The following is a 19,310-nucleotide window of genomic DNA, read 5'->3' on the forward strand; positions in this document are numbered from 1 at the left end:
GTGTCAGTGGAACTTTGGCAGCAATGCGTGGAGCTTTTGCGCGATGAGCTGCCTGCCCAGCAATTCAACACCTGGATCCGTCCGCTACAGGTCGAAGCCGAAGGCGACGAGTTGCGTGTCTACGCGCCCAATCGTTTTGTTCTCGACTGGGTCAACGAGAAGTACCTGAGCCGCGTTCTCGAATTGCTCGACGAACATGGCAACGGCATCGCGCCCGTGCTCTCCTTATTAATAGGCAGCAAACGCAGCTCCGCACCTCGCGCAGCTCCGAATGCGCCATTGGCCGCGGCTGCCTCCCAGTCCCAGGCTGCACCGGTTGCCGCTGCCCCTGCGCCGACACCTTCCAAGTCTTCCGCGCATAAAAATGCATTGGAGAACGAAGAGCCGTCCCGTGACAGCTTCGACCCCATGGCAGGTGCCAGCTCCCAGCAAGCTCCCGTGCGTGCAGAGCAGCGCACTGTGCAGGTTGAAGGCGCGCTAAAGCACACCAGCTATCTGAACCGCACCTTTACCTTCGAGAATTTTGTCGAGGGTAAATCCAACCAGCTGGCCCGTGCGGCCGCCTGGCAAGTGGCCGACAACCCCAAGCACGGTTACAACCCGCTCTTCCTTTATGGCGGGGTTGGCTTGGGTAAAACGCACTTGATGCACGCTGTGGGTAACCATCTGTTAAAGAAGAATCCGAATGCCAAGGTGGTCTACCTGCACTCGGAGCGCTTCGTGGCTGACATGGTCAAGGCCCTGCAGCTCAACGCGATCAACGAGTTCAAGCGTTTCTATCGCTCCGTTGATGCGTTGCTGATCGATGACATTCAATTCTTCGCGCGCAAGGAACGTTCCCAGGAAGAGTTTTTCCATACGTTCAACGCGCTGCTCGAAGGCGGACAGCAGGTCATCCTCACCAGTGACCGTTATCCCAAAGAGATCGAAGGCCTGGAAGAGCGCTTGAAATCGCGATTCGGCTGGGGGTTGACCGTTGCTGTAGAGCCACCCGAGCTGGAAACCCGCGTCGCGATCCTGATGAAAAAGGCCGACCAAGCCAAAGTCGATCTGCCCCACGATGCCGCGTTCTTTATCGCCCAGCGTATTCGTTCCAACGTGCGAGAGCTGGAAGGCGCGCTCAAGCGGGTCATCGCGCACTCGCACTTCATGGGCCGTGACATCACCATCGAGCTGATTCGCGAATCCCTGAAAGACTTGCTGGCACTGCAGGACAAACTGGTGAGTGTGGATAACATCCAGCGTACCGTTGCCGAGTACTACAAGATCAAGATTTCCGACCTGCTATCCAAGCGCCGTTCGCGTTCGGTAGCGCGTCCGCGCCAGGTGGCCATGGCCCTCTCCAAGGAGTTGACCAACCACAGCCTGCCGGAAATCGGCGATGTGTTTGGCGGTCGCGACCACACCACGGTTTTGCACGCGTGCCGCAAGATCAACGAACTTAAGGAATCCGACGCGGATATTCGCGAGGACTACAAGAACCTGCTGCGTACACTGACTACGTGATGACACCAGTGCAGCTTATTAAGGCAAGGGACTAGACCATGCATTTCACCATTCAACGCGAAGCCCTGTTGAAACCCCTGCAACTGGTCGCAGGCGTCGTCGAGCGCCGACAGACCTTGCCGGTGCTGTCCAACGTACTGCTGGTGGTCGAAGGCCAGCAGCTGTCCTTGACCGGTACCGACCTGGAAGTCGAACTGGTTGGCCGCGTGCAGCTCGAAGAGCCCGCCGAACCCGGCGAGATCACCGTGCCGGCGCGCAAGCTGATGGATATCTGCAAGAGCCTGCCGAACGACGCGCTGATCGACATCAAGCTCGACGAGCAGAAGTTGGTGGTCAAGGCAGGTCGCAGTCGTTTCACCCTGTCGACATTGCCGGCCAATGACTTCCCTACGGTTGAAGAAGGCCCGGGTTCGCTGACCTGCAGCCTGGAGCAAAGCAAGCTGCGTCGCTTGATCGAGCGCACCAGCTTCGCCATGGCCCAGCAGGACGTGCGTTACTACCTTAACGGCATGCTGCTGGAAGTGTCCGAAGGCATCATCCGTGCTGTGGCAACTGACGGCCACCGCTTGGCGATGTGTTCGATGCGCGCCGATATCGGCCAACCGGATCGTCACCAGGTCATCGTGCCGCGTAAAGGCATCCTCGAGTTGGCCCGCTTGCTCACCGAGCCGGACGGCAACGTCAGCATCGTCCTGGGGCAACACCACATCCGCGCGACCACCGGCGAATTCACCTTCACCTCCAAGCTGGTTGACGGCAAATTCCCGGATTACGAGCGCGTACTGCCTAAAGGCGGTGACAAGCTGGTGCTCGGCGATCGCCAGGCCCTGCGTGAGGCATTCAGCCGTACGGCCATTCTCTCGAACGAGAAGTACCGGGGTATTCGTCTGCAATTGGCCAACGGTCAGTTGAAGATCCAGGCCAACAACCCGGAGCAGGAAGAAGCCGAAGAAGAAGTGGGCGTTGACTACAACGGCGGTTCGCTGGAAATCGGCTTCAACGTGAGCTACCTGCTGGACGTTCTGGGTGTGATGACCACCGAACAGGTTCGCCTTATTCTGTCGGACTCCAACAGCAGCGCGCTGGTACAAGAATCCGATAACGACGACTCGGCTTACGTTGTTATGCCGATGCGCCTGTAATCATGCTCAGCAGAAGCTAGATGTCCCTCAGTCGCGTCTCGGTCACCGCGGTGCGCAATCTGCACCCGGTGACCTTCTCCCCTTCCCCTCGCATCAATATTCTCCATGGCGCCAATGGCAGTGGCAAAACCAGCGTGCTGGAAGCCATCCACCTGCTGGGCCTCGCCCGCTCCTTCCGCAGCGCCCGCCTGTTACCAGTGATTCAATACGAGCAGCTGGCGTGCACGGTATTTGGCCAAGTTGAGTTGGCCGAGGGTGGGCACAGCGTTCTGGGGATATCCCGCGATCGCGGCGGAGAGTTTCAGATTCGCATCGATGGGCAGAATGCACGCAGTGCTGCGCAATTGGCAGAAATCCTGCCGTTGCAGTTGATCAACCCCGACAGCTTCCGCCTGTTGGAAGGCGCACCGAAGATCCGCAGACAATTTCTCGATTGGGGAGTGTTCCACGTGGAACCGCGTTTCATGGCCACTTGGCAGCGCCTGCAGAAGGCCCTGCGGCAGCGGAACTCGTGGCTGCGGCATGGTACACTTGACGCCGCTTCACAAGCGGCCTGGGACCGGGAACTGTGCCTGGCCAGCGACGAAATAGATGAATACCGCCGTGCCTATATCAAAGCCTTGAAACCAGTCTTTGAGCAGACCTTGAGCGAGTTGTTGGATCTTGAGGGGCTGACGCTGAGTTATTACCGAGGTTGGGACAAAGAACGTGAGCTGAGTGCAGTGCTTGCGACGTCCCTGCAGCGTGATCAGCAAATTGGCCACACCCAGGCCGGACCCCAACGCGCTGATTTGCGCCTTAGATTAGGCGCTCACAATGCTGCGGATATCCTGTCCCGCGGCCAGCAGAAGTTGGTGGTGTGTGCATTGCGTATTGCGCAAGGGCATCTGGTTAGCCAGTCCCGACGCGGCCAATGTATTTATCTGGTGGATGACTTGCCGTCCGAACTCGACGAGCAACACCGCCGCGCGCTATGCCGCTTATTGGAAGACTTACGCTGCCAAGTGTTTATCACCTGTGTAGACCACGAATTATTGAGGGAAGGCTGGCAGACGGAAACGCCAGTCGCTTTGTTCCACGTGGAACAAGGCCGTATCACCCAGACCCACGACCATCGGGAGTGAAGGCATGAGCGAAGAACACACGTACGACTCGACCAGCATTAAAGTGCTGAAAGGTTTGGATGCCGTACGCAAACGTCCCGGTATGTACATTGGCGACACCGATGATGGTAGCGGTCTGCACCACATGGTGTTCGAGGTGGTCGATAACTCCATCGACGAAGCTCTGGCCGGTCACTGCGACGACATCAGCATCATCATCCACCCGGATGAATCCATTACCGTACGCGACAACGGTCGCGGTATTCCGGTAGACGTGCACAAAGAAGAAGGCGTCTCGGCGGCAGAGGTCATCATGACCGTGCTCCACGCCGGCGGTAAGTTCGACGACAACTCCTATAAAGTGTCTGGCGGCTTGCACGGCGTAGGTGTCTCGGTAGTGAACGCTCTGTCCGAAGAGCTGGTTCTCACCGTACGCCGCAGCGGCAAAATCTGGGAACAGACTTACGTCCACGGTGTGCCACAGGAACCGATGAAAATCGTCGGTGACAGTGAAACCACGGGCACCCAGATTCACTTCAAGCCCTCGGCTGAAACCTTCAAGAACATCCACTTCAGCTGGGACATCCTGGCCAAGCGGATTCGCGAACTGTCATTCCTCAACTCCGGTGTTGGCATCGTCCTCAAGGATGAGCGCAGCGCCAAGGAAGAGCTGTTCAAGTACGAAGGCGGCCTGCGCGCGTTCGTTGAATACCTGAACACCAACAAGACTGCGGTCAACCAGGTGTTCCACTTCAACATTCAGCGTGAAGACGGCATCGGCGTGGAAATCGCCCTGCAGTGGAACGACAGCTTCAACGAGAACCTGTTGTGCTTCACCAACAACATTCCCCAGCGCGATGGCGGTACTCACCTGGTGGGTTTCCGTTCCGCGCTGACGCGCAACCTGAACACCTACATCGAAGCGGAAGGGTTGGCGAAGAAGCACAAAGTCGCCACTACCGGTGATGATGCCCGTGAAGGTCTGACCGCGATTATTTCGGTCAAGGTTCCGGACCCCAAGTTCAGTTCCCAAACCAAAGACAAGCTGGTGTCTTCCGAAGTGAAGACCGCTGTGGAACAGGAGATGGGCAAGTACTTCTCCGACTTCCTGCTGGAGAACCCGAACGAAGCCAAGCTGGTCGTCGGTAAGATGATCGATGCCGCGCGTGCGCGTGAAGCGGCGCGTAAAGCCCGTGAGATGACGCGTCGTAAAGGCGCACTGGACATCGCCGGCCTGCCAGGCAAATTGGCCGACTGCCAGGAGAAGGACCCTGCCCTCTCCGAGCTGTACCTGGTGGAAGGTGACTCTGCTGGCGGTTCCGCCAAGCAGGGTCGCAACCGCCGTACCCAGGCTATCCTGCCGCTGAAAGGTAAGATCCTCAACGTCGAGAAAGCGCGCTTCGACAAGATGATTTCTTCCCAGGAAGTCGGCACCTTGATCACGGCATTGGGCTGCGGTATTGGCCGTGATGAGTACAACATCGACAAGCTGCGCTATCACAACATCATCATCATGACCGATGCTGACGTCGATGGTTCGCACATCCGTACCCTGCTGCTGACCTTCTTCTTCCGTCAGTTGCCTGAACTGATCGAGCGCGGCTACATCTACATCGCCCAGCCGCCGTTGTACAAAGTGAAAAAGGGCAAGCAAGAGCAATACATCAAAGACGACGACGCCATGGAAGAGTACATGACGCAGTCGGCCCTGGAAGATGCCAGCCTGCACTTGAACGACGAAGCCCCAGGCATCTCCGGAGAGGCGCTGGAGCGTTTGGTTAACGACTTCCGCATGGTGATGAAGACGCTCAAGCGCCTGTCGCGCCTGTACCCGCAGGAGCTGACCGAGCACTTCATCTACTTGCCGGCCGTGAGCCTGGAGCAGCTGGGCGACCATGCTGCCATGCAGGATTGGCTGGCCCAGTACGAAGTGCGTCTGCGCACGGTAGAGAAGTCTGGCCTGGTGTACAAAGCCAGCCTGCGCGAAGACCGTGAACGCAACGTATGGCTGCCGGAGGTTGAACTGATCTCGCACGGCTTGTCGAACTACGTCACCTTCAACCGCGACTTCTTCGGTAGCAACGACTATAAGACGGTGGTCACCCTCGGCGCGCAATTGAGCACGCTGCTGGATGACGGCGCTTACATTCAGCGTGGCGAACGCAAGAAGCAGGTCAAGGAGTTCAAGGAAGCCCTGGACTGGTTGATGACGGAAAGTACCAAGCGTCACACCATCCAGCGATACAAAGGTCTGGGCGAAATGAACCCGGATCAACTGTGGGAAACCACCATGGACCCGGCTCAGCGTCGCATGCTGCGAGTGACCATCGAAGACGCCATTGGCGCAGACCAGATCTTCAACACCCTGATGGGTGATGCGGTCGAGCCTCGTCGTGACTTCATCGAGAGCAATGCCTTGGCGGTGTCTAACCTGGATTTTTGATCAGGTACCGGCAAACACAAAAAGGCCAACGCTAGCGTTGGCCTTTTTTATGGGTGCTTGTTGATCATTATCTAAATGCTCCACGTGGAACATCATCCTTCAGCGGGTAACGCCACACTCTCTAACCGGTATCCGTACCCATAGATCGTCAGCAACTGCCATCCTCGGTCCGCCGTCAGACCGAGCTTATTACGCAAGCGGTAGATATGCGTATCCAGGGGGCGAGACGAGACCATTTCCTCATGGGTCCAGAACCGTTCATACAGGTATTCGCGAGACAGTGGCCGCGCCAGGTTGGCAAACAGGCAGCTGGCCAAGCGGTATTCGCGTTCGGTGAGATTGATCGGTGTGCCGGCGCGCGTGACCGTCAACTCGGCATCATCGAACGTCAGGTCATTGAAGCTCTGGAGTTCATTGCTGGCGGACTTTTGCAGCCCGTGTCGGCGCAGGACGGCGCTGACGCGAGCCTTGAGTTCATTAGGACGAAAGGGTTTGCTGACGTAGTCGTCCGCTCCACTGTTAAGCGCCGTGACGATATCGCTCTCCGCATCGCGGCTGGTGAGCATGATCACGGCCGGTGGTGACTCCATGTGCTCGCGGGTCCAGCGCAACAACGCAATGCCGCTGATATCCGGAAGTTGCCAGTCGAGTATCAACAGGTCGAAGGTTTCACGGCGCAGCTGGCGCAGCAGGTCTTCACCGCGCTCAAAACAATGCACGGACCAGGGCTGTTCCGAAGTGCTGGGAATCTGTCGCAGTGTCTGTTCTACCCGTCTCAACTCGGCGGGCTCGTCATCCAGTATTGCGACACGCATGAGTGGATCCTTCCTGCAAAAATACGGCAGCTTAATCAGGGGCGCCTTGTGCACATACACAGACCGGCCACTGAATCTGAATAATTATGGGCGGATACAACGAACCCCTAATCTCTCGGTACGCTGATATCAAAGGACCGTAACCCCGCGAAAAATCCTCGGCCCTCAAGGGGAAGATACCGGCTCCTGGCTATGAGGAAAAGGATCGATATACGCTATGGTGACTACCGGGTCCTCCGGTAAGACCGAAATAAGCTTCACTGGTTTCAGCACCTCTAATGCGTCCCATCGTAACCACCTGGAGGGAGACCGGGCTTATGACACGTTCATGCGATGATCATCGATGTCTCGGCGGGCCTGTGGCGGTGGCCCTGTGAAACTGTGGGGTAAAGCTGAAAAACGCCAACCCACCCGGGCGCAGCTGCTGTTCCACGGACTGGTGCGGGAATGGTTGCTGATTGGCTTGGTACTGTTGCCCTTCACCGCGTACTTATCCTTGAGTCCGGGCTTGGTCTTCAATAACCCGCTCTCCGCGACCGGCTCGACAGCGGGCGTGGAGATCCAGGCCAATGTGCTTAACGGTTTACTGCAGGGGCGCAGCATTGTCGATCTGCCGGGTTGGCTGGCCGCCTTGATGGCTACGTCCGTGGTGGCATTGTTGCTGGGCCTGCTGCTGTATCGCCCGCGTTATGCGCTATGGATGACCCTGGGCTGCATGGCCACGTCGATACTGGTGTCATGGGCGCTACTGAGCCTGGGCCATTGGTGGTCGCCTGCGGCCTGCCTGATTGGGTTGTTGCTCAGCTATCTGATCTGGAACTGGCGGCGCCTTAGCGTAATCCTCGCCTACTTCGGCTGGGAACTGGCGCGCCTGGATAACGAACCGAAAGTATTGCCTGAGCGGCGTCGTGCACCGGCCAGCAAGGGCGATGTGCTTCAGGGGCGCATCTTCGCCCTCGAGCAGGCGGTCAGTCGCACCCGGGATACCCGGCGTTTTATGGCGGATGGACTGGAATGCCTGCCGGTCGCAACACTGATCACCGATCCCCAGGGCAGCATCCTGTTGGCCAATCGCGTTGCCCGTGACGTATTCGGCAACGACCTGGTACGCGAAAACCTCCTCGAACAGCTCGCCGACCTGGGTTACCCACCGCTGCATAACGGCGTGCGCCCTGCCCTGTCTGCACTGGAGCTGGTCGAGTTTCGTGATATCCACCAACGCAGTTTGCGCATGGAGCTTGCGCCCTTGCTTCCGGCCGAGGGTGATTTCGCCCTTGGCTGGCTACTGAGCCTCACGGATTTAAGCAAGGAACGCGAAGCGCAACAGCATCGCGAGACCATGCTGCGCTTTCTGTCCCATGACTTGCGCGCACCGCATTCGGCAATTCTTGCGCTGTTGGATGTACACGACAGTAAATCGCCCATCTTTGGTCAGATCGAACAACAGGTCCGACGCGCGCTGAGCCTCACCGAGTCCTTCGTGCAATTGGCGAAAGCCGAGGCTGACGGCTATCAATTCCAACCTACGTTGTTCGCCATGCTGGTGATGGATGCTTTCGATCAGGTGGCGGTCCTCGCCCAACTCAAGGGCATTCATCTGGTTCACGACCTGGATGAAGCGGACGAAGGCATGGTGCGCGCCGATCAATCGCTGCTCACCCGTGCGCTATTCAATGTGCTGGAAAACGCGATCAAGTATTCGCCATCCGGCACCACCGTTCGGTTGGGTCATGGCTGTGTGGAGGGTTGGTTGGAATGCCGTATCAGCGATCAGGGGCCCGGAATTGCGCCAGAAGATTTGCCAGAGCTGTTCAACCAATACCGGCGCTTCAATTCGGCCCAAAGCAGTGACGGCCTAGGGTTGGGCCTGACCATGGTGAAGGCTGTCGTAGAACGCCACGGTGGGCATGTCAGCTGTGAAAGCGAGCTGGGTGCGGGTTCGACGTTCATCCTGCAATTGCCACCGTTAGAGGATTGAAAACGATCTTTTCTGCTGTGCATAAAAAACCGGTCACAAGGACCGGTTTTTTATGAAGAAAAAACTTATGCACGTTTTTCCAGATTTTATTCGCTTCAGAAATATGCCTGTAAATCAGCAAGTTACTGATCAAAAATGCACATTTGCCAACAATCCGTGCACAGCTTATCCACAGATGCTCAAATCTCCGGCGTCTCTACCACTACAGGCACCGGCGGCAATGAACCCATGGCCCGTTGCTGTGCTTCATTCCAGGCAGCGGCGCGGTCGTTCAATGCAGCGATGGCACGCGGGCCTTCGCCTTCTGCATACATGGGCTCGCCGATTACCACGGTAATGGTGCCTGGGCGTTTGGCCCAGCCGGTCTTGGGCCAGAACTTGCCGGCGTTATGGGCAATCGGCAACACCGGCAGGTTGGCGTTGACCGCCAGTGCAGTGCCCCCTCGCGAGAACTTGCCGACGGTGCCAAAAGGCACACGCGTACCTTCCGGGAAGATCAGCACCCAAACGCCATCCTTGAGCAGCTCGTCGCCCTTCTTGGCGACATGCTTGAGCGCCGCCTTGGGATTGTCACGGTCGATCGCAATCGGGCGCAGCATTGCCATGGCCCAACCGAAGAACGGCACGTACAGCAGCTCACGCTTGAGCACTTGGCTCAAGGGCGAGAAGTACGCCGAGAGAAAGAACGTTTCCCAGGTGCTCTGATGGTTAGACAGGATCACACAGGGCTGGTCCGGGACGTTCTCGGCGCCCTTGACCTCGAAACGGATGTTCAGAAATACCTTGGACAGCCACAACGCGCAGCGGCACCAATACACATTGATGAAGCGATAGCGCGCCTTGAACGGCAGGAACGGTGCAATAAAAAAGCTCAGGGTGCACCAGAGAAACGAACTGGTGCCCAGCAGCAGGTAAAAGAAAAAGGTTCTGATGGCCTGCAAGATCGACATGGCGGCATTTACCGTTGCGGGACACGGCCCGCCTGTTAAAAGCGCACTCCCGAACAATCCTTGGTCAGGAAGTCGAGGGCGGCTAGTTGTTGATAAGTTCTGCGGCAACCGCCGCCAGATCGTCAAAAATCAAAGTGCCTACCGGCAGGTTTTTCGCCTGGGTCTTTTCGCCTTTCCCGGTCTTTACCAAAACTGGCTGAGAGTCGACGGCTTTGGCCGCCTCCAGGTCACCGAGACTGTCCCCGACGAACCATATCCCAGCCAAGGGCACCTTGTAATGTTCTGCAATGGTTTTCAACATGCCAGGCTTGGGCTTGCGGCAAGCGCAGCCCTCATCCGGCCCGTGGGGGCAGTACACCACCAGCCCCACCTCACCGCCCTGCTCCGCCACCAATGTGCGCAAGCGCGCATGCATGGCGTCCAGGGTGGCGGCGTCGTAATAACCGCGGGCGATGCCGGACTGGTTAGTGGCAATGGCCACCGTCCAGCCGGCTTTGCTCAACTGCGCGATGGCCTCGATCGAACCGGGCAGTGGAATCCATTCCGCCACCGACTTGATGTAAGCGTCGGAGTCGTAATTGATCACCCCGTCCCGATCGAGAATCAGCAGTTTCAACATGATCAGCCCAGTACGGAAATGTCAGCGATGTTGATGAACAACCCACGCAGACGCGCCAGCATGGCGTAGCGATTTTTTCGCACGCCGGCATCTTCGGCGTTGATCATCACCGCTTCGAAGAACGCATCCACCGGCTCACGCAGCGACGCCAGGCGCGCCAACGCTTCGGCGTAGTTACGCTCGGCGATCAGCGGCTTCACGGCGTTTTCCGCCTTGGCGATCGCCGAGTTCAGCGAGAACTCCTTGGCGTCGGCAAACAGACCTGGGTCGACTTCGGCAGTGCCGAGGTTGTCGGCTTTGCTCAGCAGGTTCGATACACGTTTGTTCACGGCGGCCAGGGCATCGGCTTCCGGCAGCTTGCGAAACGCCTGTACGGCTTGTACGCGCTGGTCGAAGTCCAGCGCCGAACCCGGTTGCAGGGCACGTACCGACAGGTAGACGGAAACGTCCACGCCCTCGTCCTCGTAACGCGCACGCAGGCGGTCGAACACGAACTCCAGCACTTGCTCGGCGAGGCCCGCCTGCTTGACCTTGGTACCGAACTGGCCGACCGCAAACACCACGGCCTGGGTCAGGTCGAGGTCCAGCTTCTTGTCGATCAGGATACGCAGCACGCCCAGGGCCGCACGGCGCAGGGCATAAGGGTCTTTGCTGCCGGTAGGCAACATGCCGATACCGAAGATACCGACGAGGGTGTCCAGCTTGTCGGCGATGGCGACGGCCGCACCTGTCAGGGTGCTTGGCAGCTCGGCACCGGCACCGCGCGGCATGTACTGCTCGTTCAGCGCCAGGGCCACGTCGTTCGGCTCGCCGTCGTTGAGGGCGTAGTAGTAACCGGCGACGCCTTGCATCTCAGGGAATTCGCCGACCATCTCGGTAGCCAGGTCACACTTGGACAGCAGGCCGGCACGCGCGGCCCAGGCAGCGTCGCCGCCAATGCGCGGCGCAATGTAGGCAGCCAGCTTGGAAACGCGCACGGCCTTGTCGTAGACGCTGCCGAGTTTTTCCTGGAACACCACGTTTTGCAGGCGCAGGTTGAAGTCTTCGAGCTTCTGCTTCTTGTCTTGCTTGAAGAAGAACTCAGCGTCAGTCAGGCGCGGACGCACGACTTTCTCGTTACCGGCGATGATCTGCTGTGGGTCCTTGCTCTCGATGTTGGCCACGGTGATAAAGCGCGGCAGCAACTTGCCATCCACATCCAGCAGGCAGAAGTACTTCTGGTTGTCCTGCATGGTGGTGATCAGTGCTTCCTGCGGCACATCGAGGAAGCGTTCTTCGAACGAGCACACCAGCGGCACGGGCCACTCAACCAGCGCGGTCACTTCGTCGAGCAGGCTTGGCGGCACGATGGCGGTGCCTTCCTGCAGGCGGGCCAGCTCTTCGGTGCGCTTGCTGATCAGCTCGCGACGCTCATTGGCATCGGCCAGCACATAGGCGGCGCGCAGGTCATCGAGGTAGCTGGCCGGCGAGGTGATGCGCACGCTCTGCGGATGGTGGAAGCGGTGGCCACGGGAATCGCGGCCGGCCTTCTGGGCGAGGATGGTGCACTCGATGACCTGGTCACCGAGCAGCATCACCAGCCATTGGGTTGGGCGTACGAACTCTTCCTTGCGAGCACCCCAGCGCATGCGCTTGGGGATTGGCAGGTCGTTCAGGGAATCTTCGACGATGGTCGGCAACAGGCTGGCCGTTGGCTTGCCGGCGATGACCTGGCTGAAACGCAGTTTCGGGCCGCTCTGGTCAATTTCGCTCAGCTCGACGCCGCACTTCTTGGCAAAGCCCAGTGCTGCCTGAGTCGGGTTGCCTTCGGCATCGAACGCGGCCTGACGCGGCGGGCCATCGAGGTTGATATTGCGGTCCGGCTGCTGGGTTTCCAGCGCGGTGAGCAATACCGCCAGGCGGCGTGGCGCGGCGTAGACCTTCTTTGCGGCGAACTTCAGGCCGGCGCTGTGCAGGCCTTTTTCGATACCGGCCAGGAACGCATCGGCCAGGGTGTTCAGTGCCTTGGGTGGCAACTCTTCGGTGCCCAGTTCAACCAGGAAATCTTGAGCACTCATTGTGCAGCCTCCAGCTTAGCCAACACTTCATCACGCAAATCCGGGGTTGCCATCGGGAAGCCCAGCTTGGCGCGGGCCAGCAGGTAGGCTTGGGCGACGGAACGCGCCAGGGTGCGTACACGCAGGATGTATTGCTGGCGCGCGGTTACCGAGATGGCACGGCGCGCGTCCAGCAGGTTGAAGGTATGGGACGCCTTCAACACCATTTCATAGCTTGGCAACGGCAGCGGCTGGTCGAGTTCGATCAGGCGCTTGGCTTCGCTTTCATAGAAGTCGAACAGTTCGAACAGCTTGTCGACGTTGGCGTGTTCGAAGTTGTAGGTGGACTGCTCCACTTCGTTCTGGTGGAACACGTCGCCGTAGGTGACCTTGCCGAACGGCCCGTCAGCCCACACCAGGTCGTAGACCGAGTCCACGCCTTGCAGGTACATGGCCAGGCGCTCGAGGCCGTAGGTGATTTCGCCGGTCACCGGGTAGCACTCGATGCCGCCCGCTTGCTGGAAGTACGTGAATTGCGTCACTTCCATGCCGTTGAGCCACACTTCCCAGCCCAGGCCCCAGGCGCCAAGGGTCGGTGATTCCCAGTTGTCTTCGACGAAACGGATGTCGTGGACCAGTGGGTCCAGGCCGACATGTTTCAGCGAGCCCAGGTACAGTTCCTGGAAGTTGTCCGGGTTGGGCTTCAATACCACCTGGAACTGGTAGTAATGCTGCAGACGGTTCGGGTTCTCGCCGTAGCGGCCGTCAGTCGGGCGACGACTGGGCTGCACATAAGCGGCGTTCCAGGTTTCCGGGCCGATGGCCCGCAGGAATGTAGCGGTGTGGAAAGTGCCGGCGCCTACTTCCATATCGTAGGGCTGAAGTACCACACAACCTTGCTCGGCCCAGTATTGCTGGAGGGCGAGGATCAAGTCTTGGAAGGTACGCACGGCTGGCGTAGGCTGGCTCACGAAATTCACCTGTTACTTGGGCTGCGATTTAAAGAGCGGGAGTATACCCGATTCGGCCCTGCCACCACTCCCTGGAGCCTTATGCCACGCTGCTTTTGGTGTTCTGAAGATCCGCTGTACATGGCTTATCACGATCAGGAGTGGGGAACGCCGCTGCGCGATGCGCAGGGTTTGTTCGAGTTGCTTTTGCTCGAAGGGTTCCAGGCGGGCCTGTCCTGGATCACGGTTTTACGCAAACGCGAGCATTACCGGAAGGTTTTGTTCGGCTTTGATGCGCAGCGCCTGGCCAAGCTGACCGACGCTGAAATCGAAGCGCTGATGCAAGACCCGGGCATTGTGCGCAACCGTCTGAAGCTCAACGCCACACGCCGCAATGCCGCAGCCTGGCTGGCGCTGGAAGACCCGGTGGGTTTGCTCTGGTCGTTCGTCGGCGGCGTGCCCAAGGTCAATCACTTCAAGGATCGCAGCGAAGTCCCGGCGATTACACCCGAGGCGCAAGCGATGAGCAAAGCCTTGAAAAAGGCTGGCTTCACCTTTGTCGGGCCGACCATCTGCTACGCGTTCATGCAGGCCTCGGGCATGGTCATGGACCACACTCAGGACTGCGACCGTTACGCGGACCTGGCCAACGCCGGTTAGAATGCGCGCTTTGCGTACCACACACGATCAGGAGTGACCTGTGGAAAAGTTTAAAGGCGCCTTGCTGGTAGGCGCTCTTCGGTTGTTTGCCCTGCTGCCCTGGCGCGCCGTACAGGCCGTTGGCACGGGCATCGGCTGGATCATGTGGAAAACCCCCAACCGCTCCCGCGACACGGTGCGGATCAACCTGTCCAAATGCTTCCCGGACATGGACCCGGCCGAGCGCGAGCGCCTGGTGGGCCGCAGCCTGATGGACATCGGCAAGTCATTGACCGAAAGCGCCTGCGCCTGGATCTGGCCGGCCCAGCGTTCCATCGACCTGGTGCGCGAAGTTGAAGGCCTGGAGGTGCTGCATGAAGCCTTGGCATCGGGTAAAGGCGTGGTCGGCATCACCAGCCACCTGGGCAACTGGGAGGTGCTCAACCATTTCTATTGCAGCCAGTGCAAACCGATCATTTTCTATCGCCCGCCCAAGCTCAAGGCGGTCGACGAGCTGTTGCGCAAGCAACGCGTGCAACTGGGCAACCGCGTGGCGGCGTCCACCAAGGAAGGCATTCTCAGCGTGATCAAGGAAGTGCGCAAAGGCGGCCAGGTGGGGATCCCTGCCGACCCGGAGCCGGCTGAATCCGCCGGGATCTTCGTGCCGTTCTTCGCGACCCAGGCGCTGACCAGCAAGTTCGTACCGAACATGCTCGCGGGCCACAAGGCGGTCGGCGTGTTCCTGCACGCCCTGCGCCTGCCGGACGGCTCAGGCTACAAAGTGATCCTGGAAGCGGCCCCGGAAGACATGTACAGCACCGACACCGCCACGTCCTGCGCGGCGATGAGCAAGGTGGTGGAACGGTACGTCGGCGCCTACCCGAGCCAGTACATGTGGAGCATGAAGCGCTTCAAGAAACGCCCGCCGGGCGAGGCGCGGTGGTACTGATTCACCGCCGACTCAAACACAACACAAAACCAATGTGGGAGGGGGCTTGCTCCCGATAGCGGTGGTTCAGTCAACCATGCATAGACTGACACACCGCTATCGGGAGCAAGCCCCCTCCCACATTTTGATCTGCGTTCAGGCTTGGCGGTCGAGTTTTTTCAGGAACACCGTCATCTCTTTTTCGGCCTGCTTATCGCCATGGGCCTGGGCCGCTTCGATGCCCTTCTCCCAAGCCAGTCGTGTTGCGGCGTTATCACCTAACCCCTGCTGCGCCTTGCCCAACAACTTCCACGCCGCCGAATACTTCGGATCGAACTCGACGCACTTGGTTAGATGCTCGGCTGCCTTGGCGTGGTCCTTCAGATCCAGATAGCCCTTGCCCAAGCCAAAGCGCAGCAGCGAGTTGTCCACACCTTTGGCCAACATCTTTTCCAGGGACTCCAGCATCGCTTCACTCCTTGATCAGAAAAAGCTCAACCCCACGTGGAACAGCTTCTCCACATCGCGGATATGTTTCTTGTCCACCAGGAACAGGATCACATGGTCACCGGTGGCGATCACCGTATCGTCGTGGGCGATGATGACTTCTTCATCGCGAATGATCGCGCCGATCGTGGTGCCCGGTGGCAAGCCGATATCACGGATCGCCCTGCCGATCACTTTGCTCGACTTCGAGTCCCCATGGGCAATCGCCTCGATCGCCTCTGCCGCGCCACGGCGCAGGGAGTGCACGCTGACGATGTCGCCACGGCGCACATGCGCGAGCAACGTGCCGATGGTCGCCAATTGCGGGCTGATGGCGATGTCGATATCGCCGCCCTGGATCAGGTCGACATAGGCCGGGTTGTTGATGATGGTCATCACCTTCTTCGCTCCCAGCCGCTTGGCCAGCAGCGAGGACATGATGTTGGCCTCGTCATCGTTGGTCAGCGCCAGGAAGATATCGGCGTCGGCGATGTTTTCTTCCATCAGCAGGTCGCGATCCGAGGCGCTGCCTTGCAGTACGACGGTGCTGTCGAGGGTGTCGGACAAATGCCGACAGCGCGCCGGGCTCATCTCGATGATCTTCACCTGGTAACGGCTTTCGATGGCCTCGGCCAGGCGCTCGCCGATCTGCCCGCCGCCTGCGATGACGATGCGTTTATAGGTTTCGTCGAGCCGGCGCATTTCGCTCATCACTGCACGAATATTCGCCTTGGCCGCGATGAAAAACACTTCGTCATCGGCTTCGATCACGGTGTCGCCCTGGGGCAGGATCGGCCGGTCACGCCGGAAAATCGCCGCTACGCGCGTCTCCACATTCGGCATGTGTTCGCGCAGTTGGCGCAGTTGCTGGCCCACCAGCGGGCCGCCGTAGTAGGCCTTTACCGCGACCAGCTGCGCCTTGCCGCCGGCGAAGTCGATCACCTGCAAGGCACCCGGAATTTCGATCAGGCGCTTGATGTAGTGAGTGACCACCTGTTCCGGGCTGATCAGCACGTCCACCGGAATGGCATCGTTGTCGAACAGGCCGGCGCGGGTCAGGTAGGCCGCTTCGCGGACACGGGCGATCTTGGTCGGGGTGTGGAACAGCGTGTGGGCGACCTGGCAGGCGACCATATTGGTCTCGTCGCTGTTGGTGACCGCCACGAGCATGTCGGCATCGTCGGCGCCGGCTTGGCGCAGCACGGTCGGGAACGACGCACGGCCTTGTACCGTGCGGATGTCCAGGCGGTCGCCCAGATTGCGCAGGCGCTCGGCATCGGTGTCGACCACGGTGATGTCGTTGGCTTCACTGGCCAAATGTTCAGCCAGCGTGCCACCGACCTGCCCTGCCCCAAGGATGATGATTTTCATCCGGTCACTCCCTTAAACCCATTCAGCCGCGCGCGGCGGCGATCTTGATCAGTTTGGCGTAGTAGAAGCCATCATGCCCGCCTTCCTGCGCGAGCAGTTGCCGGCCGTGCAGTTGCTTGACGCCGGCCGTGGTCGCAAGGTCCAGCTCCCGCGCGCCGCTGGTGCGGGCAAGGAAGGCTTGGATAACCTCGGTATTCTCGGTGGGTAAGGTGGAGCAGGTGGCGTACAGCAGGATGCCGCCGACTTCCAGGGTCGGCCATAGCGCGTCGAGCAGTTCGCCTTGCAGCACGGCCAGGGCGGCGATGTCGTCGGGCTGGCGGGTCAGCTTGATGTCCGGATGACGACGGATCACGCCGGTGGCCGAACACGGCGCGTCCAGCAGGATGCGCTGGAACGGTTTGCCATCCCACCAGGTGGCGGTGTCGCGGCCGTCGGCGGCGATCAGCTCGGCGCTGAGGCCCAGGCGTGCGAGGTTCTCGCGCACGCGCACCAGGCGTTTGGCTTCCAGGTCGACGGCAACTACACCGCCAAGGTCTTTTTCGACTTCCAGGATGTGACAAGTCTTACCGCCAGGCGCGCAGCAGGCGTCTAGTACGCGCTGGCCGGGCGCCAGGTCGAGCAGGTCGGCGGCCAATTGCGCGGCCTCGTCCTGCACGCTGATCCAGCCTTCGGCAAAGCCCGGCAGGCTGCGCACGTCGGCGGCGGCCTCAAGCACGATGCCATCGATGCTGTACACACATGGCGCGGCGTTGATGCCGGCCTCGATGAGCAATTGCAGATAGGCGTCGCGGCGGTGATGGCGCCGGTTGACCCGCAGGATCATCGGCGGGTGCGCGTTATTGGCTGCGCAGATGGCCTCCCACTGCTCTGGCCAGAAGGCCTTCAGGGATTTCTGCAGCCATCGTGGATGCGCGGTACGCACCACCGGATCATGTTCCAGCTCGGCCAGCAGCGCTTCGCTTTCGCGCTGGGCACGGCGCAGCACGGCATTCAGCAGGGCCTTGGCCCAGGGCTTTTTCAGCTTGTCGGCGCAACCAACCGTCTCACCAATGGCGGCGTGGGCCGGCACGCGGGTGTAGAGCAATTGGTAAAGACCCACCAGCAACAGCGCCTCGACGTCAGCGTCCGCCGCCTTGAACGGCTTTTGCAGCAGTTTGGCTGCCAGCGCCGACAAGCGTGGTTGCCAACGGGCGGTGCCGAACGCCAGGTCCTGGGTGAAACCGCGATCGCGGTCTTCAACCTTATCCAGTTGCGTGGGTAACGAACTGTTCAGCGACGCCTTGCCGTTGAGGACGGCGGCGAGAGCCTTGGCGGCAGCCAGACGTGGGTTCATTGGGCGGCCGCCCCGAGTACGCTGCCCAAGGCAAATTTCTCACGGCGGCTGTTGAACAAATCGCTGAAGTTCAGCGCCTTGCCGCCGGGCAATTGCAGGCGCGTCAGACACAGCGCCTGTTCACCGCAAGCCACCAACAGGCCGTCCTTGCTGGCGCCGATAATCTCGCCGGGTGCGCCTTTGCCGTCGGCCAGGGTCGCGGCCAACACCTTCAACGCTTCGCCGTTAAGGGTGCTGTGGCAGATCGGCCATGGGTTGAAGGCCCGTACACAGCGCTCCACCTCCACGGCCGGACGGCTCCAGTCGATGCGGGCTTCGTCCTTGTTCAGTTTGTGGGCGTACGTCGCCAGGCTGTCGTCCTGCACTTCGCCCTCCAGGGTGCCGGCAGCGAGACCGGCGATGGCCTGGATGACGGCGGGCGGGCCCATTTCAGCCAGGCGGTCGTGCAGGCTGCCGCCGGTGTCTTCAGCGGTAATCGGCATGGTGGCTTTGAGCAGCATCGGGCCGGTGTCCAGCCCGGCTTCCATGCGCATGACGGTCACGCCGCTTTCGCTGTCGCCGGCTTGCACCGCGCGCTGGATCGGCGCCGCGCCGCGCCAGCGTGGCAACAACGAAGCGTGGCTGTTGATGCAGCCCAGGCGCGGGATATCGAGTACGGCCTGGGGCAGGATCAAACCGTAGGCGACGACCACCAGCAGGTCCGGCTTCAGTGCGGCCAGTTCAGCTTGGGCGTCGGCGTTGCGCAGGGTCGGTGGCTGCAGCACGGTAATACTGTGCTCCAGCGCCAGTTGCTTGACCGGGCTGGGCATCAGTTTTTGCCCGCGTCCGGCCGGGCGATCCGGCTGGGTGTACACCGCGACGATGTCATAAGGGCTGGCAAGCAGCGCCTTGAGGTGCTCGGCGGCAAATTCGGGTGTACCGGCAAAAACAATGCGCAGTGGCTCGGTCATGGGAAGTCTCGGTTAAAAGCAGTCACAAAAGAAAAAGGCTTGCCGCAGCAAGCCTTTGGAA

The 19,310-nt window shown here is 59.9% G+C and carries 16 protein-coding genes; 7 read left to right on the forward strand and 9 right to left on the reverse strand.

All coding sequences use genetic code 11. The features are described 5' to 3' along the window. From dnaA to gyrB, 4 genes are read left to right on the forward strand one after another with little or no spacing between them, the layout of a single operon-like run. Complete coding sequence (gene dnaA, locus C4J92_RS00005; protein WP_124360574.1) at positions 1-1,506, forward strand: chromosomal replication initiator protein DnaA; 1,506 nt, start codon at positions 1-3, stop codon at positions 1,504-1,506. Between the two features lie 38 nt (positions 1,507-1,544). Then, positions 1,545-2,648: a DNA polymerase III subunit beta gene (gene dnaN / locus C4J92_RS00010; protein WP_124365235.1), complete on the forward strand. Its 1,104-nt coding sequence runs from the start codon at positions 1,545-1,547 to the stop codon at positions 2,646-2,648. 20 nt (positions 2,649-2,668) lie between these two features. Then, positions 2,669-3,772 carry a DNA replication/repair protein RecF gene (gene recF, locus C4J92_RS00015; protein ID WP_124402553.1) on the forward strand — a complete coding sequence of 368 codons (1,104 nt, stop codon included), beginning with the start codon at positions 2,669-2,671 and terminating at the stop codon, positions 3,770-3,772. Between the two features lie 4 nt (positions 3,773-3,776). Then, complete coding sequence (gene gyrB, locus C4J92_RS00020) at positions 3,777-6,194, forward strand: DNA topoisomerase (ATP-hydrolyzing) subunit B (RefSeq protein ID WP_124360577.1); 2,418 nt, start codon at positions 3,777-3,779, stop codon at positions 6,192-6,194. A 92-nt stretch (positions 6,195-6,286) separates the two neighbouring features. Here the strand turns inward: gyrB and C4J92_RS00025 are convergent, their stop codons facing one another. Beyond that, positions 6,287-7,009 (reverse strand): response regulator transcription factor, encoded by a 723-nt coding sequence (locus C4J92_RS00025; RefSeq protein WP_124402554.1) that lies wholly within the window; start codon positions 7,007-7,009, stop codon positions 6,287-6,289. 343 nt (positions 7,010-7,352) lie between these two features. Between C4J92_RS00025 and C4J92_RS00030 the strand changes: the two genes are divergently transcribed. Beyond that, the gene (locus C4J92_RS00030; RefSeq protein WP_372238362.1) at positions 7,353-8,987 is read left to right on the forward strand and encodes an ATP-binding protein; all 1,635 of its coding nucleotides are present in this window, start codon (positions 7,353-7,355) and stop codon (positions 8,985-8,987) included. A 179-nt stretch (positions 8,988-9,166) separates the two neighbouring features. On the opposite strand, the gene C4J92_RS00035 is transcribed toward C4J92_RS00030, so the two are convergent. The 4 genes from C4J92_RS00035 to glyQ all read right to left on the reverse strand — a co-directional run bounded on the left by C4J92_RS00035 (position 9,167) and on the right by glyQ (position 13,563). Continuing rightward, positions 9,167-9,937 carry a 1-acyl-sn-glycerol-3-phosphate acyltransferase gene (locus C4J92_RS00035; RefSeq protein ID WP_124402556.1) on the reverse strand — a complete coding sequence of 257 codons (771 nt, stop codon included), beginning with the start codon at positions 9,935-9,937 and terminating at the stop codon, positions 9,167-9,169. An 82-nt stretch (positions 9,938-10,019) separates the two neighbouring features. Then, positions 10,020-10,559: a D-glycero-beta-D-manno-heptose 1,7-bisphosphate 7-phosphatase gene (gene gmhB / locus C4J92_RS00040; RefSeq protein WP_177413192.1), complete on the reverse strand. Its 540-nt coding sequence runs from the start codon at positions 10,557-10,559 to the stop codon at positions 10,020-10,022. After that, on the reverse strand, positions 10,559-12,613 hold the full coding sequence (gene glyS / locus C4J92_RS00045; protein WP_124402557.1) for a glycine--tRNA ligase subunit beta: 2,055 nt from the start codon (positions 12,611-12,613) through the stop codon (positions 10,559-10,561). Before glyS ends, gmhB begins: the two co-directional genes overlap by 1 nt. Beyond that, positions 12,610-13,563, reverse strand: coding sequence for a glycine--tRNA ligase subunit alpha (glyQ, locus tag C4J92_RS00050; RefSeq protein ID WP_003187265.1), 954 nt, complete (start codon positions 13,561-13,563; stop codon positions 12,610-12,612). Before glyQ ends, glyS begins: the two co-directional genes overlap by 4 nt. 81 nt (positions 13,564-13,644) lie before the next feature. Between glyQ and C4J92_RS00055 the strand changes: the two genes are divergently transcribed. Continuing rightward, a complete protein-coding gene (locus C4J92_RS00055) occupies positions 13,645-14,202 on the forward strand; it encodes a DNA-3-methyladenine glycosylase I (RefSeq protein WP_124402558.1) in 558 nt (185 codons plus the stop codon). Between the two features lie 40 nt (positions 14,203-14,242). Next, a complete protein-coding gene (locus tag C4J92_RS00060) occupies positions 14,243-15,130 on the forward strand; it encodes a lysophospholipid acyltransferase (RefSeq protein ID WP_014716285.1) in 888 nt (295 codons plus the stop codon). 135 nt (positions 15,131-15,265) lie between these two features. Here C4J92_RS00060 and C4J92_RS00065 read toward each other — a convergent pair whose 3' ends face one another. Genes C4J92_RS00065 through fmt form a run of 4 tightly spaced genes read right to left on the reverse strand, consistent with a single transcriptional unit; the run spans position 15,266 to position 19,249 of the window. After that, on the reverse strand, positions 15,266-15,577 hold the full coding sequence (locus C4J92_RS00065; protein ID WP_124402559.1) for a hypothetical protein: 312 nt from the start codon (positions 15,575-15,577) through the stop codon (positions 15,266-15,268). Positions 15,578-15,592: 15 nt separating this feature from the next. Further along, a complete protein-coding gene (gene trkA / locus C4J92_RS00070) occupies positions 15,593-16,966 on the reverse strand; it encodes a Trk system potassium transporter TrkA (RefSeq protein ID WP_124360585.1) in 1,374 nt (457 codons plus the stop codon). 22 nt (positions 16,967-16,988) lie between these two features. Then, positions 16,989-18,299 carry a 16S rRNA (cytosine(967)-C(5))-methyltransferase RsmB gene (rsmB, locus tag C4J92_RS00075; protein WP_124402560.1) on the reverse strand — a complete coding sequence of 437 codons (1,311 nt, stop codon included), beginning with the start codon at positions 18,297-18,299 and terminating at the stop codon, positions 16,989-16,991. Continuing rightward, positions 18,296-19,249, reverse strand: coding sequence for a methionyl-tRNA formyltransferase (fmt, locus tag C4J92_RS00080; RefSeq protein WP_124402561.1), 954 nt, complete (start codon positions 19,247-19,249; stop codon positions 18,296-18,298). The genes rsmB and fmt overlap by 4 nt, the downstream gene beginning before the upstream one ends. Positions 19,250-19,310 lie beyond the last annotated feature (61 nt).

The organism is Pseudomonas sp. R3-18-08 (assembly GCF_003852065.1).
Taxonomy (GTDB): Bacteria; Pseudomonadota; Gammaproteobacteria; order Pseudomonadales; family Pseudomonadaceae; genus Aquipseudomonas.

What these genes read in the sequence shown, in the direction of transcription:
- fmt (WP_124402561.1), bottom strand. Translation starts at nt 19,249, where the DNA reads ATGACCGAGCCACTGCGCATTGTTTTTGCCGGTACACCCGAATTTGCC.
- recF (WP_124402553.1), top strand. Translation starts at nt 2,669, where the DNA reads ATGTCCCTCAGTCGCGTCTCGGTCACCGCGGTGCGCAATCTGCACCCG.
- rsmB (WP_124402560.1), bottom strand. Translation starts at nt 18,299, where the DNA reads ATGAACCCACGTCTGGCTGCCGCCAAGGCTCTCGCCGCCGTCCTCAAC.
- C4J92_RS00025 (WP_124402554.1), bottom strand. Translation starts at nt 7,009, where the DNA reads ATGCGTGTCGCAATACTGGATGACGAGCCCGCCGAGTTGAGACGGGTA.
- C4J92_RS00030 (WP_372238362.1), top strand. Translation starts at nt 7,353, where the DNA reads ATGTCTCGGCGGGCCTGTGGCGGTGGCCCTGTGAAACTGTGGGGTAAA.
- glyS (WP_124402557.1), bottom strand. Translation starts at nt 12,613, where the DNA reads ATGAGTGCTCAAGATTTCCTGGTTGAACTGGGCACCGAAGAGTTGCCA.
- gyrB (WP_124360577.1), top strand. Translation starts at nt 3,777, where the DNA reads ATGAGCGAAGAACACACGTACGACTCGACCAGCATTAAAGTGCTGAAA.
- C4J92_RS00065 (WP_124402559.1), bottom strand. Translation starts at nt 15,577, where the DNA reads ATGCTGGAGTCCCTGGAAAAGATGTTGGCCAAAGGTGTGGACAACTCG.
- C4J92_RS00055 (WP_124402558.1), top strand. Translation starts at nt 13,645, where the DNA reads ATGCCACGCTGCTTTTGGTGTTCTGAAGATCCGCTGTACATGGCTTAT.
- C4J92_RS00035 (WP_124402556.1), bottom strand. Translation starts at nt 9,937, where the DNA reads ATGTCGATCTTGCAGGCCATCAGAACCTTTTTCTTTTACCTGCTGCTG.
- trkA (WP_124360585.1), bottom strand. Translation starts at nt 16,966, where the DNA reads ATGAAAATCATCATCCTTGGGGCAGGGCAGGTCGGTGGCACGCTGGCT.
- dnaN (WP_124365235.1), top strand. Translation starts at nt 1,545, where the DNA reads ATGCATTTCACCATTCAACGCGAAGCCCTGTTGAAACCCCTGCAACTG.